The following is a 15,574-nucleotide window of genomic DNA, read 5'->3' on the forward strand; positions in this document are numbered from 1 at the left end:
TTTGTTATATTAAATATAAAAATTAAAAAACGCATAGAATTAGATAATTTATACTTCTAATCTATGCGTTATTTTAATATATTAAATTTTTTCCCAAGGTTTTGAATTTAAATAATTTATAAAATCCTCTCTTAAATCTTCTCTTTTTAATGCATATTCAACTGTAGCTTCTAAAAATCCAAGCTTATCTCCAACATCATATCTTCTTCCATCAAAATTATATGCATACATTGCTTCTTGATTTATAAGGGTTCTTAATGCATCTGTAAGTTGTATTTCTCCACCTTTACCAGGTTGAGTATTTTCTAAAATTTCAAATATAGTAGGAGTTATTATATATCTACCTAATATAGCAACATTACTTGGTGCTTCTTCAATGGCTGGTTTTTCAACTAAATCCTTAACCTTATACACCCTATCCTCTATATGTATACCATTAACTATTCCATATTTATTAACACTTTCTTTTGGAACTTCCTGAACTCCTAAAATACTTGTTCTATATTCATCAAAGCATTCAATAAGTTGTTTTAAACAAGGCTTTTTAGCATCAACTACATCATCACCTAAAAGAACAGCAAAAGGCTCATTTCCTACAAAAGTCTTTGCGCAGTGAATAGCATGCCCTAGCCCTTTTGGCTCCTTTTGTCTTATATAATGTATATCCACCATATCTGAAATATCTTTAACAAGCTCTAGAAGTTCACTTTTACCTGATTTTTCAAGTTCCATTTCAAGCTCTACAGATTTGTCAAAATGATCTTCTATACACTTCTTATTTCTTCCAGTTATTATAAGTATTTCTTCTATTCCAGAAGCTATAGCTTCCTCAATAATATACTGAATTGTTGGCTTATCAACTATAGGTAGCATCTCCTTAGGTTGAGCCTTAGTAGCTGGTAAAAATCTTGTTCCTAGTCCTGCTGCTGGAATAATTGCTTTTTTAACCTGCATAAACATTACCTCCAAAGTATCTTTTTTAATATTGTAACATATTCATTCAAAGTTTAACAAATTGTTCAAGCCATAATACTATTTTTATCTTACAAATCTATGACTCTAATTTAAACCTCACTATTAGTTTATCCTAAATTTATTTATAAATACCTATAGAGCCTTCCCCCTATTTTTTATCATTATAAATATAATCTTGAACTTCTTTCTTTAACTTTTCTTTATCTACTACCATATGATATTCGTTTGTTACAATATTTTGAGTTTCTTCTGACTTTGGAAAGTTCGTACTCTCTAACGTATTTATCTTATTAAATAAGGCAAAGCTTCCTATCTCAGTTAAATCTTTAATATCTAAAGTTGTAGTAACCTCTGGTAATATATCATTCATATATTTTATATCTTCAGTTGATCCTGCCTTCGATAACTTTTGTAATACAGCTTCTAAAACTATTCTTTGACGATTAGTTCTAGCAAAATCACTACCTACATATCTATTTCTACTATAACCCAATGCCTGAACTCCATCTAATTTTTGCACACCAGCTTTTTTTATAGTTGGTGATGATCCATTTACAAATTTATTAACTGCTTTTATATAATCATTTGTTACCGATATTTCGTCTTGTCTTATATCTATATCAACTCCGCCAAGCTTGTCTATAACTTTAACAAAAGCTTTAAAGTCAACTTTAGCATAATCCTTTATATCAAGACCAAAATTATAGTTGAAAGTTTTAACAAGGAGCTCTGATCCACCTAAAGCATACGCATTATTTAAATTTTTCTCTCCATAACCAGGTATTGTAATTAAAACATCCCTCATAAAAGAAGTTGCCTTTATCTTTTTATTTTCTTTATCTATAGAAATAAGTATCATACTATCTGATCTTCCATGATCATCAACAGTTCCTTCATCTGAACCTATAAGTAAAATGTTTTTAATCTTCTTTTCCTTAGCTAACCTCTCAGCCTCTTCACTAATTTTAAGATTCTCTCTACTATCATCAATACTTACTTTATTGGCCTGTCCCAGAAATTTATAAATAATTATACCTATAACACCTAAAACTATTAGTAGAGCTATTAATATTCCAATAACTACTTTAAATTTCTTTGATTTTCTTTTTCCTTTTTTATTTTTACCTTTTGAACTCTTTTTCTCTTTATTTCGTTCTGACCTTTTTATGTAATCACTCATTTTTATAATTCCTTTCCAAATAAAAGTTTATTTAATCTTTAATAGAGTTTACATAAGAATATATATGTTCCAAAAATTATTATACCATATTTAAATATTAAAAATATACATGTAAAATGGCTTGTATTTTTTAAATTTCATTTTTATTTATTAAAATATAATGAATTTTTTATTAAAAAACAAAAAATGATTTAATATGTAATCAATAAATACTACAATATTAAATCATCCTTTAAAATTCTATTTTTCCCATTGTTTAGATATTAAATATTCAATAAATGAATCTCTTAAATCTCCTCTTTTTAATGCGTATTCAACTGTTGCTTCTAAAAATCCAAGTTTATCTCCAACATCATATCTTCTTCCTTCAAACTTATAAGCATATATAGCTTCTTGCTTTACAAGTGTTCTTAAAGCATCTGTAAGTTGTATCTCCCCACCTTTACCTGGCATAGTATTTTGTAAAATTTCAAATATAGTTGGAGTTATTATATATCTACCTAAAATAGCTATATTACTTGGTGCTTCTTCTAAAGAAGGCTTTTCTACTAAATCTTTAACTTTATATACTCTATCTTCTATATGTATTCCATTAACTATTCCATACTTGCTTACATTCTCTTTTGCTACTTCTTGAACTCCTAATATAGAAGTTTTATACTCATCATAACAATCAATAAGTTGCTTTAAACAAGGCTTATCAGCATCTACTACATCATCACCTAATAGTACTGCAAAAGGCTCATTACCTACAAATGTTCTAGCACGGCTTATAGCATGTCCTAACCCTTTAGGTTCTTTTTGTCTTATATAATGTATATCAACCATTGCAGATATATCTTTAACAATTTCTAAAAGTTCACTCTTTCCTGACTTTTCAAGTTCAGCCTCAAGCTCTACAGATTTATCAAAATGGTCTTCTATACACTTTTTATTTCTTCCTGTTATTATAAGTATTTCCTCTATCCCTGATTCTATAGCTTCTTCTATTATGTACTGAATTGTAGGCTTATCAACTATAGGAAGCATTTCCTTAGGTTGAGCCTTAGTAGCTGGTAAAAATCTAGTTCCTAATCCAGCTGCTGGTATGATAGCTTTTTTAACTCTCATAACCAATCCCTCCTCAAATTATTAACAATAAATTACTAAATTAGTTTAACATATAGAAATAAATGTAACAATTTATAATTTATAATGCTTTTTTCTTATTCTCTCCCCAAAAAATACATAAGATTTCTAAAAGTTATCCTTTAGAAATCTTATACTCTAAAACATCTTTACTATCTCATCTGCAATAACTCTAACTTTAGATAACTGCTCACCTTGATTAGCACATCTTCTTGCTTCATTAGCATTACTTATATATCCCAACTCTACAAGTATAGATGGCATATTAGTATTTACCGTTACACTTAAATTCCTATCAACATATCCTATTCTTCCTTGATCACTATCAGATTTACCATAACCACATCTGCTGGAAAGAGCATTTACTACATTCTTAGCTAACTCCCTACTTTGTATTCCGGCATTTGTTGGTCTTATATCGGTCTTACCATCATAATGAGATGTTAATGGTATTAAATCAGCTGGATTATCTTTGATATTTGGTTTATATGTTGAATAATATGTTGATACTCCTGTTGATGAAGCTGACTCTGAAGAATTATGGTGTAAACTTATAAACAAATCAGCCTTTAAATCATTTGCTACTGTGTATCTTCTCCTCAAACTTTCTGTTAAAGCATAACCAGACATGTCCACTGGTGTCCTTGTTAAATATACATTGTATCCTCTAGATTTAAGTTCTTCTTCAAGTTTTATAGTAACTTGCATATTAAGATCTCTTTCTGAATAACCATTTCCATAAGCCCCATCATCTCCACCATAATTATGACCTGCATCTATGACTACTAAGCAACTTCTCACTTTTTTCCCATCATTTTTAGATACCATAGCTATATCATAAATGTCAATTATGCCATCATTATTTAAATCATACTTTTTATCATATCTTCCATCATCTTTATATGTATTGTATTTATTAGTTATTTCATCAATATCTTTTGAATTTATTATATTATCATTGTTAAAATCATATTTCATAAGTTCATTAGAATCTTGTGCATATACATTATAATTTAATATAAAAATATTACTAATCATTAGTGCAACTAGTAAAGGTATTTTTCTTAAAATTTTCATACAATCCCACCTTAAAAATCATTAGTTTAAGCTTATCCTTTTTATTTAATATAAATATTTTCATGTTAAATATTTTCTATCTTAATATCATCTATTCCTTGTTTATTTTCACTATATATTATTTTAATCATGGCCTTTTTTGATTTAGTTTCCTTTTTATTTTCATTTATATATTTTCTTTCTGTATATTTAATTATATATTCATATTCATTTTTATTTTTACTTTTATTTTCTATAATAATATTATCAAATTCATATTTTCCTCCTTGTGCTAAATATTCTTCTCTTTTTGCACTTAACACTTTAAATGCATTACTATCTTTTATAACTACATCACTTAAATATGAAATATCTATATCTTTATAAGTTATAAGTCTAGAATATATATTAAAAAAGGAATTTATAATCCCATCGACATAAGCATCTTCATCTTTAAAATGTGCTTCATTTTCAATATCATATTTTTTATCATTAATGGTCACATTATTTTTATTATATTTTATTAAATAAAATACAATAATTAATATACTTGCAACAATAAGAAATATAATTGCAAATTTAACCTTTTTTCTCATTTTTCCTCCTAATATGAAATTTCTCTTTGATAACATCTTATAATTTCATTACATTCTCTTTCGAATCTTTTTTTAATAGAATTGTATATATCTACAACTCCCTGATTACTACTATTAGGCGGATAACTAGCTGCTATTATTTCTAATCTTTTTGCATAAACTGTTCTTATATAATCTTCAACTGGCAAATTAGAATCTATACTTGAAAATATTCTAGCAGCCCCTGCTTGTCCATGATGGATTGCTGTTGACCAAATCATATTTCTTGTAGAACTATAATTTAATATTTTTCCTAAATTATAGCCTTTTGCATTACATTGATTTAAACAATTTTTATAAAAATTTTCTTCAGAATATTTTTGCTGTAATTTATAAAAATCATAAGAATAATTTTCAGCTATATTTTTCCATTCAGTTTTAAAATTTTCTTTATATTGACCACCATCACTGTTTTTAGCATTAGTTAGCCTATTATAAAAATCATAATTTTTATCTCTCAAATAAGTAATGAAATCTCCTAAAGACCCCATATTACCAGAAAATTGCCATACGCCACAAGAAACACCGCCTTTATCATTTGGATTATCGCTTATAGCGCCAACATTTAAACCAGATTCTTCTCTTCCTGAAATATATCCCAACATTGTATTCTCATTGTCATCTTGTATGATATCTAAATAATATGGAACATATCCTTGTAATATATTTTTTGAATCTTTATTCCAGTAAACGCCAAAAAAACCTTTATCTATTTTATTTATTTCAACTAATTCTTTATTTGGTATATTTATATCTGTTTTAGGAGACCAAGCTGGAACATTTCTTAAATTCAGCTCATCCTGTGTAACAGCAATTTTTGCTTTATATCCCTTAGAATTATCTAATACTCTTTGTCCTAATTTATTCAAAACAACACCATTTTTAAAATTTGAAGCATTTTTTACAGCATCATACATAGCATTATAATTTCCTTTTAATTCTGTTCCATCATAAACCCAATACTTATCATTATTCCAATATACATTATTATTTACCATTATAAAATAATCATTTTCTCTTGCTATTTTAATAGCCTCATCAAATTGTTCTTTCCAAAAACCTTTAATAAAAACTCCATTATTATTGTAAATTTTATAATAACTATTATTTATCATTTTGGAAACAATTACCATATCATATATATCAATTTGTCCATCATTATTCATGTCATATATAGGATTATTACTCATATAATTATTTGTTATTATTTGTAAATCTTTTTCATCAATATTTCCATCATTATTAAAATCACCTTTTATTTCTACACCAAAAACTCTAATAATATCTATATTGAATATTATTAAAAAAACTAGTATAAATAACCCTTTTTTCTTCATATTATTTTATTACTCCTCCTATTCTATTAAAAGTTTTAATATATACATTATACTTATCTTTTTTTGCCTATACAACAAAATTATTAAAGTTAACTAAAAAATATACAAATTTTACGAGTTTTTTGTAAAAATTCAATAGATTTTAAATGTTACTTATATTATAATTATTATTGTATTAAAAATTGAAAGGAGGAATTAATTCTATGAAGTTAAAGAAATCTATTTGTATATTATCATTATTATTTTTTTCAATTAGTATTTTTTTCGAAATAAATACAACTACTGTATTAGCTGATGATTCACCTACTATATACTGTAATGTTGATAAAAATGATATAGTAGCTGGAGAAGAATTCACAGTTACAATTTTAGCAAATAACGTTAAGAATCTATATGGCGCATCTGTTGATTTTAAGTATGATTCATCTATAATGACTCCTATTAATGCTACATCTAGTTGTGCATTTAACAATGATCATAAAATTTATGAAAAAATAACTCAAAATGATTATTCAAATAATATATTTTCTTTCATAACTACATTTTTAGGTGATTATAATGGTACTAATTTTGCTTCTGGCTCTTTATTTAATATTAAATTTAAAGCTAAAAGATCTGGTTCATTAAATTTAAATAGAGAATCTTTAAATATAAAGTTATCAGATTCAAACGCTAATCCTATTAAATATAATATGTTATATTCAACTATTAATATAGGACAAGCTGCAAAAATTAATTCTATTAATTCTAATGTTAAAAATAATTTAGCTATTGTGGATAATAATATTAGTATTAATACTAACGCAACTTCAAAATATCCAGTTTTATACAAGTATTGGATAAAAAAAGATGATAGTCCATGGACAGTATTATCTGATTATAGTAATAAATCTTCTATAGATTTTAACCCAAAATCTCCAGGAAATTATCAAATTTCATGTTATGTAAAAACTAATAATACTTATGAAGATCCATCTGATTTCAAAATATTTAACTTCAAAGTTTTAGAGAAACCATCTATAACTAAGTTAAATATTAATGAATCAACTATTAACCTTGGTGGAAAAATTAATATTTCTACAGACTCTAATAAAAATAATACATTGTTTAAAATTTGGGTATTAGAAAATAATTCTTGGAAAATATTGCAAGATTATTCTCCAAATAATACAATTGATTATTCTCCAAAATTAAATGGTCTTTATAAAATATCTGTTTATGCAAAATCTCCTGATTCATTATCTGAATTAGATGATTGTAAAATTATTGATTTTGAAGTATTACCTAATGCTACTCTTAAAGTAGATAAAAACTTTTATACAGTAAATAATACAGTAAATTTATTTACTGAAACAGATAGTTCTAATGACCTTATCTATAAATATTGGATGAATGAAAATGGTATTTGGAAAACATTAAGTGATTATACTAATTTAAATACTTTTAGTCTATCATCACTTACTCCAGGCGATAAATTATTTGCTGTTTATGTTAAAAATAAAAATTCTAACAATGATAATTTAGCTTTAGCTCAAAAAGCTATAACTATTGTAGATCCAAAACTTACTATAGCTAATTCAAATTTAGATAATAATATATCTATAAATGATGAGATAAAAATTGGCTTAACATCAAATATTAAAAACCCTAAATATAAATTTTGGATAATGGATTCTTCTTGTAAATGGAAGGTACTGCAAGATTATGGCGATAATAATATTTTAAGCTATATTCCTAAAGAATATGGTAATTATAAATTATCAATCTATTTAAAGGATAAAGATTCTCAAAATGAAGTTGATGATTATAAGATTTTAGACTTTTCTATTAAACCAAAATTATCAACTTTTACAGCTAATCCAAATAATAATTCATTTGTATATACACCAATAAAATTAACTGCTTCAACTAAAAATAGTACTTCTGATCTTTTATATAAATTTTGGGTTAAGGATTCTAAAGGTTGGAAAATGATTCGGGATTATGATACTAATCCAAGTTTTGATTGGATACCAACTAGTCCTGGAAATTATATATTTTCAGTTTATGTAAAAAATAAAAATTCAGCTTCAACTGTAGATGATAATTTAATCATTCAAAATTATGTTGTTGCAGATAATACTATTAAAGATATTTCATTAAACAAATTGTCTAATGAAATATATCAAGTTAATACTACTGTTGATAATAGTAATAACTTACTATATAAATTTTGGTATTTCAACGGTACTGATTGGAAAGTATTAAATGATTATTCAATCGATGCATCAATAAAAACTAAAAATTTAGATTTTTCATCTGGCAAAATTTCTGTATATATAAAAAATAAAAACTCAAAAAATGAGTACGATAATTTTAAAATAGTAAATTTAAAAGATGTAAAATTAAATTAATTAAGAATAAAGAAATGATTTCTGTATTAACAGAAATCATTTCTTTATTTATTTTAAAACTTTTATCTATAAGTATAATTTTTAGTATTAATTTCACAAACCAAAATTTATTATTTTGTGTATTTCTTAAGTAAGCTTCCCTTTTTAGTTTTATTATATAGAGTTAATTGATAGATTATATCAAAATCATTTGTCCATTTAAATTTCCAAGCATATCTTCCACTACCAAAATCAAATATATAATCTTTAAATTTTTCTTGATTAAAAATATATTCAAAAACTTTATAATTATTAACCTTAGAAGGACTATATTTTTCATATTTATAATCATAGGCTGTATTCCAAAAATGTATATATTTCTTATAAAAATAGCATGAATAATAAGCTATTATTTCACCATCTAAGTTTTCAAGAAAAAATGTATATACATTCTCATTATCCTTAAAAACATCCTCAAGGAATTTATCATTTGCATTATCAGAATATATACTACTTCTATCACTTCTAAGCTTATTCTTGGCAAGATACTCTTGCTCCCTTTTATGAATATCACTTATTGATTTATACATATTGATTTTTTTATTGTTAACAACTTTAAAATTATAACCAATTTCCTTTTGTAATTTATTACAGTAATACTTAAATTCTTTATCTATCTTATATTCTTTTTTATACTCTGCAAAATCATTATATTGTTCAAATTTAAATTTAGGGCACTCCATTAAATATTTAAAACTACCATTATATTTATCATGTCTTAAAAGAAAATTCGCTAATGCTGTCTTTTCTTTTATATGAGATAAATAAACTTTATCCCATTCATCACTCTCTTCTATTATTTTAAATATTTCTTTTACTATTGAAAGTTTATTATTAGACTCTTCAATTATAAATGAGAAAAAATCACCTTTCCCCATAAATCTCAAAATATTATATTTGATTCCGCACTTCTTCTTTGTTTCTATTATTAACGGAGCTATTCCTATTATTTTTTTATTATTTAAAATACATATAACATGCAATCTCATGTTTTCATTTTTATGAGCATTCCACCAGTTTAAGTTATAATTAAACTCACTATAATATGTAGTATCCTCACTTTTAGATTCTATAGCTACCCACTCTTCCTTTATTTGTAACAATTCTTTATCGCTTCTTATTATTTTATATTGCACACAACTCACACCTAACGTTTAATTAATTTATTTTTAAATTTTAAAATATAAAGATTAACTTCTTCTTTAGATACTATTTTTAAAATTATTAACATTAATAGATATATTCCCATAAGAATTGTAGCTATAATTATATCTATAATTATATTTTGATTATTTTTACTAATAAAATAATAGCCGACATATAATATAATTGATATTATATATAATTTTATTACTATTAAATTCTCATACTTTATAAAATAAAACTTTTTGCCTACAAAATAATATAATATATTCATGAATAAGTATGACACAATTGTAGCTGTGGCAGCTCCATACATCCCCATTGGTTTTATAAGTACAATGTTTAATAAAATATTCAATATTCCTCCAGCCATCATAATAACACCATCTAAATAAGTCTTATTTTTAACTTGTATACCTAATGAATAAAATGCTGCTTTTCCATAAACAAAATATGAAATTAATATTAATGGAACTATTTTATATGCTTCAATCTGTTCTCCCAGTTTACATATTAAAAGCACACTCTTTGTAAACATGCTTATACCTAACAAAAAGAAACAGCCTAATAAGTGATATGTTCTATACATATTATTTAATTTAATACTTGCATCATCTTCTGACCATACTTGAAATTTAAACGGAGTAAATATGGAATTAAAAGGACCTACAAACACTGGATCAATAAGTGTTCCAAATTTATACCCCATAGAATAAATACCTGTTTCAGCATAACTTTTATATCCTTTCAAAAAATATCTATCTGATAATGTAAGGACAGTTGATGATATTGATGATGGTATTAATCCTGCACTAAACTTAAGCATTGATTTTAACATATTAAAATCAATTTCCATTTTATATGTTTTTAAATTTTTAACAAATAAATAAATCAATATAATTAAATTCACTATATTATAAGCTTCATATATTCCTTTAATTCCTCTATTTAATTTTACCACAAATAAAATCGTTAATCCTACTGATGCAAGCATATTTACTAGATTTATCACTACTGTTATTTGTGCTTCGTAATTTAAATCATATTCTCTCAACATTAACATTATAAATTGTGTAAGTATAGCCCTCATTACTATCATGCAAAATATATAATACGAATTATCTATTCCTATTACAACTGAAGATATTTTTCGTCCAAAAATTATGACAAAAATTATATCTATGATTATCATAATTAATGCAAAATTAATTGCTGTATTTTTTAATTTTTTTCTATCTATTTCATTATACTCTCTATAATACCTAGTAAATCCAGCAAAAATACTCACAATTACAAAAGATAGTATAAAATCAAGGATAGTATCTACTAATGCTAATTGCCCATACACTTCTATCCCCAATTTTTTAATATATAACGGCATAAGTAAAAAAGTAATTGCCTTTGAAAGTATTTGTCCAACAGAATATATAATACCTACTTTTATAAAACTTTTTTTCATAAAATTATCTCCATCTATTAGTTATTATATAATTCGTTAATTAATGAATTATATATATTTAATAACTGTTCACTACTACTACATTTTTTATTATGATTATTTATTAATTTCTCTTTTTCTATTTCCAAATTGTTAATTAAACGAATCATTTTCTCATACAAATCATCAACTGATCTATTTTTGAAAGTTATTACTTCATCAGGTCTTTTAATAATATCACTCGCAATACTTGGTACATTAAAATCTATAGCTTCTCTTAATGATAATGGATCACCATCTGTATTAGTAGCTCTTATAAAGATATCACTCTTACTTAATAATGGATATAACTCTGCATTATCTACTTCATAAAATAAAACATTATTCCCTATTCCATATTTAATTACTAAGTCTTTAAGCTCTTTATAATATTTTTTTTCATCTTCATCTTGTTTATCCTTAGCTAATACTGCTATAGTAAGTTTTACATTTATATTACTTTTTACAAGTTTATTTACAACCTCAATTAATAAATCAAATCCATATAAGTCTTGTCCATTATGAAACCTTACATTTCCATTAGTAAGTAAATTTACTCCACCTTCATCCATAAACTCTAAAACTCTATTATTTATATTATTAAATACTTCAGGATTTAATATTGGTTTAACATATGCAATTATATACTCTATCTTGTTTTCATCTATTCCGTATCTAGGTAATATAAAACTATATTTATCATTAACAACTATTATTTTATCTACATCTCTTAAAGTTTTTAATATTCCTTTTTTTATTATACCATTTGAATTCTCAAGTTGCTCTAACAAACTATCCCCATGTATAGTTATAATAACTTTATTATTAGTTAACTTTTTAAACAACCATATAATTGATCTTATTTTAGCTGTAGTAGAATGAAAATGTAAAATTGAATTTCTTATTTTTAATGATTTAAACATAAATTTTCCATATCTATCTAATGGAATTATATTATTCTCTAAATCAGTATAATCACCTTCATTAAATACTACACACTTTATTGCCTTTGAATCTAATAACTCTTTAACTCTTTTTATATGTACAGATATACCACCTAAGGGTGGTGGATATATACCTATAATATTTATTTCCTTCATTAATTCACCTCAACTATTATAATACTCAATTTTCTTTATATTTTATAATAGTAGCAGGTACGCCAGCAACAATTGCATCTTCTTCTACTTCACTAATTACTACAGCATTTGCTCCTATTATTGAATTGTTACCAACATTAAACCCACCTAAAATTCTAACACCCGGTGAAATATACACATTATTTCCTATTTTAGGAGGCCCTCCATGCTTTCCACGTCCCCCAATAGTTATATTTTGACCTATCACACAATTTTCTCCTATAATAGAATTAGCATGAATAACCACTCCAATTCCACCATATGCGAATACAGTTCCTTTTCCAATTGATGCTGTGCAAGGAATATATGAGTTATGTATTAAATTATTGAATTTATTTATTAACTTTGCTAATATTCTAAGTTTATGTTTATATAAAAAGTTAGATATTCTATACAATTTCATAGCATCCATAAAAATTCATCTCCAAACTTAATTAATATAATTTATATTCCCCAGCAATTATTTCAATATTTACTATATTATTAACTATAGGTATTACTCTACCATCAGGTTGTTCTATTGTTTTATAATTCTCTATATATAATGTTAAGTTATTAAACTGATATTTATTTAATTTTTCATTATTTAATATTATTTTATCTTTTTCAAATTTAATATCTATATTATCTCTATAATAAACATAAGCTGCTAATTCTGATCCTGTACAATACCAAATATTTTTGTTTCTTAATTTTGAAAAGATTTTAATTAAACTTTCCTTATCAGTAAATATATTAGGTGTTTGAATTTTTCCATCATCTCTTGCTGGTGAAATATGCTCTTGAACAGAAATAACTAATTTATTTTCTATTAAATAATCTAGTATTTTTAATCTCTTTTTTACTAAATATGGTCGTAGTATTAACTTTAATATTGTCTTTATTCCAAATTTATCGAAATTGTATAGTGATGATAGCTCCCCTCCATTTACTGTTGTTGGAATATCTATAACATTATTTTTTCCAAAATATTTAATATCATAATTAGTAACAGGATTTGGATCTTCACCATAAACGAACTTATCTAATCTATTATTTTTAAATTCATTTTCTGTTCCTAAATTACAAAATCTACACCACCACAAAAACTCATTTTCATCTATACTACCATCTGAAAATTCATTACTTGTATAACCACAATATTTACCACCTAATGGTCTTTCCTTAATAGCATCATTAAAAATATCAATACCTTCCTTAACTGTTTTAATAGCTGTCTCTTGATTATCAAAAGTTTCCCACTCTTGTTTAAATTCACTCGAAGTATTACCTGCTTTCCCATGAGTTGTACCATGATAAGCAAGCTCATATCTTTTATCATTATGTAAACCAAAGAAAAACTCTTTAGATTTTTTATCGCTATTAATTGGCTTTGAATGCATCGCAAATTCAGATTTTAAAAGCATACCTACTCTTTTTCCTACAGGTACAAAAAAAGTAACTTTTAACTCTTCATATTTAGATAATATATTATCCTCTAAATATTTAACAGACGAATTAGAGTTATATTTATTATACCCCCAATCCTCACCTGCATCTATTATTCCATTTTTATTCGTATCAACCCATGTATTTGCTAAATCGTCTATCATAAATAACACTGGAGAATCACTGTTGTTATACCATTTACATATTCTATTGTTCAATATTATCCCCTCACTTTTGCTATTTTATATTTTGAATAAAATATAAAAACTTCCCTCTACTAGTTCTTTCTATATTCTCAACTTCTCTAATTTCTAATTCAAATTTTGAATAATAGATATTAAAATTATTTTTAACTTCTAAAATATCACTATCAGATAATTTAGACTTCGGCTCTATTTTTAATAATAGTTTTCCTGGCTCATTTTGTTCATATTGGTAAGCTTTTATTTTATCCTTAATAGTTGTCACGGCAGCATCATGTTGAATATAATTTATTTTGTCCCCATTTATATCTATAAAGAAATCTTGCTTTCTTCCTTCTATTTTCTTTAATAACTTATATGCCCTTCCACATTTACAAACTTCTGAAGAATAAACCGCCATATCTCCAGTTCTGTATCTTATAAATGGCGTAACATTATTTATAAAACTTGTACAGACTATTTCTCCGATTTTACCATCTTCCAAAACTTCATTTCCATCATCATCTATTAATTCTACATAACCATATTCACTTTGGATATGATATGCTGTATTATATTCACATTCCCCCGCTATACATCCATGCTCAGTATGACCATAAAAGGAAAAAACTTTGGCATTTTTAAATGCATTTTTAAACCCTTCTCTTTGAAAATCATATATACTTTCTGAAGCAAGTATTATCCCTTTTATAAATTTAAAATCACTTTGAATATTTTTTTCATTTATATACTCTGCTAATATGTTCAATGAAGAAGGATATGCTTTTATACAAACAGGTTTAAACTGCTTTATTTTATTTAAATAAATATGAACAGTCGCTTTATTTAGTGAAAATGATGACATTATTAACTCATTAAAATGTATTTTTCTTTCCCAAAAAATATCTTTCTTTTCATTAATATTTACTTTATTTCCTCTTAAAACAACAGTTCTCATACCATTTTTATAGCCTATTCTATCATACATATTTTGAACAAATGCATTTTCAACAGCCCATTCCATAGGATCTATATAAAATTCTAACGGTACTCCTGTTGTTCCTCCTGTTTTTTCTGTTTTAAGCTTTTTCTTATCATATTTTTTTGAACATAATTTTACATAATTATCTCTAATTAATGCTTTGGTTGAAAAAGGAATTCTTTTATACTCTTTTAAAATGTCATCACTATAAACATTAATATTATGCTTATCAAATAACTCCTTATAAAAATCCACATTTAAATATATATCTTGAAGCAAATTTTTCAATTTTGTTTGTGTTAAATTTTCCATTTGTTCATTTGTATATTTTTCTGTTTTTTTAAGATTATTATATATATCATTATATATAATTGTATATTCTTTTCCCTTTATAAAACTTTGTGGAATAAATTTGTATAAAAACTGTAATGTATATTTTATAAAGTTTGGGCTGTTTTTGCACTTACTTTTAATACTCAT

General features: G+C 24.9%; 13 protein-coding genes. 1 reads left to right on the plus strand and 12 read right to left on the minus strand.

Going from position 1 to position 15,574, the window contains the following annotated elements; genetic code table 11:
- Positions 1–81: 81 nt before the first annotated feature.
- The 6 genes from galU (BUB01_RS16245) to BUB01_RS16270 form a co-directional block, all read right to left on the minus strand.
- Positions 82–954 carry a UTP--glucose-1-phosphate uridylyltransferase GalU gene (gene galU / locus BUB01_RS16245; RefSeq protein WP_072990377.1) on the minus strand — a complete coding sequence of 291 codons (873 nt, stop codon included), beginning with the start codon at positions 952–954 and terminating at the stop codon, positions 82–84.
- Between the two features lie 169 nt (positions 955–1,123).
- Complete coding sequence (locus BUB01_RS16250) at positions 1,124–2,155, minus strand: LCP family protein (protein ID WP_084108886.1); 1,032 nt, start codon at positions 2,153–2,155, stop codon at positions 1,124–1,126.
- 240 nt (positions 2,156–2,395) lie between these two features.
- Entirely contained in the window at positions 2,396–3,265 is an 870-nt protein-coding gene (gene galU / locus BUB01_RS16255; RefSeq protein WP_072990380.1) for a UTP--glucose-1-phosphate uridylyltransferase GalU, read from the minus strand.
- A gap of 156 nt (positions 3,266–3,421) precedes the next feature.
- Positions 3,422–4,360, minus strand: coding sequence for an N-acetylmuramoyl-L-alanine amidase (locus BUB01_RS16260; RefSeq protein WP_072990383.1), 939 nt, complete (start codon positions 4,358–4,360; stop codon positions 3,422–3,424).
- A gap of 65 nt (positions 4,361–4,425) precedes the next feature.
- Positions 4,426–4,935, minus strand: a complete 510-nt coding sequence (locus tag BUB01_RS16265) for a hypothetical protein (RefSeq protein WP_072990387.1) — start codon at positions 4,933–4,935, stop codon at positions 4,426–4,428.
- 8 nt (positions 4,936–4,943) lie between these two features.
- The gene (locus BUB01_RS16270; RefSeq protein WP_072990391.1) at positions 4,944–6,311 is read right to left on the minus strand and encodes a VgrG-related protein; all 1,368 of its coding nucleotides are present in this window, start codon (positions 6,309–6,311) and stop codon (positions 4,944–4,946) included.
- A 203-nt stretch (positions 6,312–6,514) separates the two neighbouring features.
- On the opposite strand from BUB01_RS16270, the gene BUB01_RS16275 reads away from it, so the two are divergent.
- Positions 6,515–8,704, plus strand: coding sequence for a triple tyrosine motif-containing protein (locus tag BUB01_RS16275; RefSeq protein ID WP_072990395.1), 2,190 nt, complete (start codon positions 6,515–6,517; stop codon positions 8,702–8,704).
- A 110-nt stretch (positions 8,705–8,814) separates the two neighbouring features.
- Here BUB01_RS16275 and BUB01_RS16280 read toward each other — a convergent pair whose 3' ends face one another.
- The 6 genes from BUB01_RS16280 to BUB01_RS16305 are packed head-to-tail and all read right to left on the minus strand — an operon-like array spanning position 8,815 to position 15,574.
- Entirely contained in the window at positions 8,815–9,879 is a 1,065-nt protein-coding gene (locus BUB01_RS16280; RefSeq protein ID WP_072990398.1) for a GNAT family N-acetyltransferase, read from the minus strand.
- A gap of 11 nt (positions 9,880–9,890) precedes the next feature.
- A complete protein-coding gene (locus BUB01_RS16285; protein WP_072990401.1) occupies positions 9,891–11,345 on the minus strand; it encodes a lipopolysaccharide biosynthesis protein in 1,455 nt (484 codons plus the stop codon).
- A gap of 17 nt (positions 11,346–11,362) precedes the next feature.
- Entirely contained in the window at positions 11,363–12,463 is a 1,101-nt protein-coding gene (locus BUB01_RS16290; protein WP_072990404.1) for a glycosyltransferase family 4 protein, read from the minus strand.
- Positions 12,464–12,488: 25 nt separating this feature from the next.
- Positions 12,489–12,914, minus strand: a complete 426-nt coding sequence (locus BUB01_RS16295; RefSeq protein WP_084108889.1) for a serine O-acetyltransferase — start codon at positions 12,912–12,914, stop codon at positions 12,489–12,491.
- Between the two features lie 22 nt (positions 12,915–12,936).
- Positions 12,937–14,148, minus strand: coding sequence for a hypothetical protein (locus BUB01_RS16300; RefSeq protein WP_242958422.1), 1,212 nt, complete (start codon positions 14,146–14,148; stop codon positions 12,937–12,939).
- Positions 14,149–14,167: 19 nt separating this feature from the next.
- The gene (locus BUB01_RS16305) at positions 14,168–15,574 is read right to left on the minus strand and encodes a phenylacetate--CoA ligase family protein (protein ID WP_072990410.1); all 1,407 of its coding nucleotides are present in this window, start codon (positions 15,572–15,574) and stop codon (positions 14,168–14,170) included.

Source organism: Clostridium cavendishii DSM 21758 (assembly GCF_900141845.1).
Lineage (GTDB): Bacteria > Bacillota > Clostridia > Clostridiales > Clostridiaceae > Clostridium_AG > Clostridium_AG cavendishii.

What these genes read in the sequence shown, in the direction of transcription:
- galU (WP_072990377.1), bottom strand. Translation starts at nt 954, where the DNA reads ATGCAGGTTAAAAAAGCAATTATTCCAGCAGCAGGACTAGGAACAAGA.
- BUB01_RS16250 (WP_084108886.1), bottom strand. Translation starts at nt 2,155, where the DNA reads ATGAGTGATTACATAAAAAGGTCAGAACGAAATAAAGAGAAAAAGAGT.
- galU (WP_072990380.1), bottom strand. Translation starts at nt 3,265, where the DNA reads ATGAGAGTTAAAAAAGCTATCATACCAGCAGCTGGATTAGGAACTAGA.
- BUB01_RS16260 (WP_072990383.1), bottom strand. Translation starts at nt 4,360, where the DNA reads ATGAAAATTTTAAGAAAAATACCTTTACTAGTTGCACTAATGATTAGT.
- BUB01_RS16265 (WP_072990387.1), bottom strand. Translation starts at nt 4,935, where the DNA reads ATGAGAAAAAAGGTTAAATTTGCAATTATATTTCTTATTGTTGCAAGT.
- BUB01_RS16270 (WP_072990391.1), bottom strand. Translation starts at nt 6,311, where the DNA reads ATGAAGAAAAAAGGGTTATTTATACTAGTTTTTTTAATAATATTCAAT.
- BUB01_RS16275 (WP_072990395.1), top strand. Translation starts at nt 6,515, where the DNA reads ATGAAGTTAAAGAAATCTATTTGTATATTATCATTATTATTTTTTTCA.
- BUB01_RS16285 (WP_072990401.1), bottom strand. Translation starts at nt 11,345, where the DNA reads ATGAAAAAAAGTTTTATAAAAGTAGGTATTATATATTCTGTTGGACAA.
- BUB01_RS16290 (WP_072990404.1), bottom strand. Translation starts at nt 12,463, where the DNA reads ATGAAGGAAATAAATATTATAGGTATATATCCACCACCCTTAGGTGGT.
- BUB01_RS16295 (WP_084108889.1), bottom strand. Translation starts at nt 12,914, where the DNA reads ATGGATGCTATGAAATTGTATAGAATATCTAACTTTTTATATAAACAT.
- BUB01_RS16305 (WP_072990410.1), bottom strand. Translation starts at nt 15,574, where the DNA reads ATGAGTATTAAAAGTAAGTGCAAAAACAGCCCAAACTTTATAAAATAT.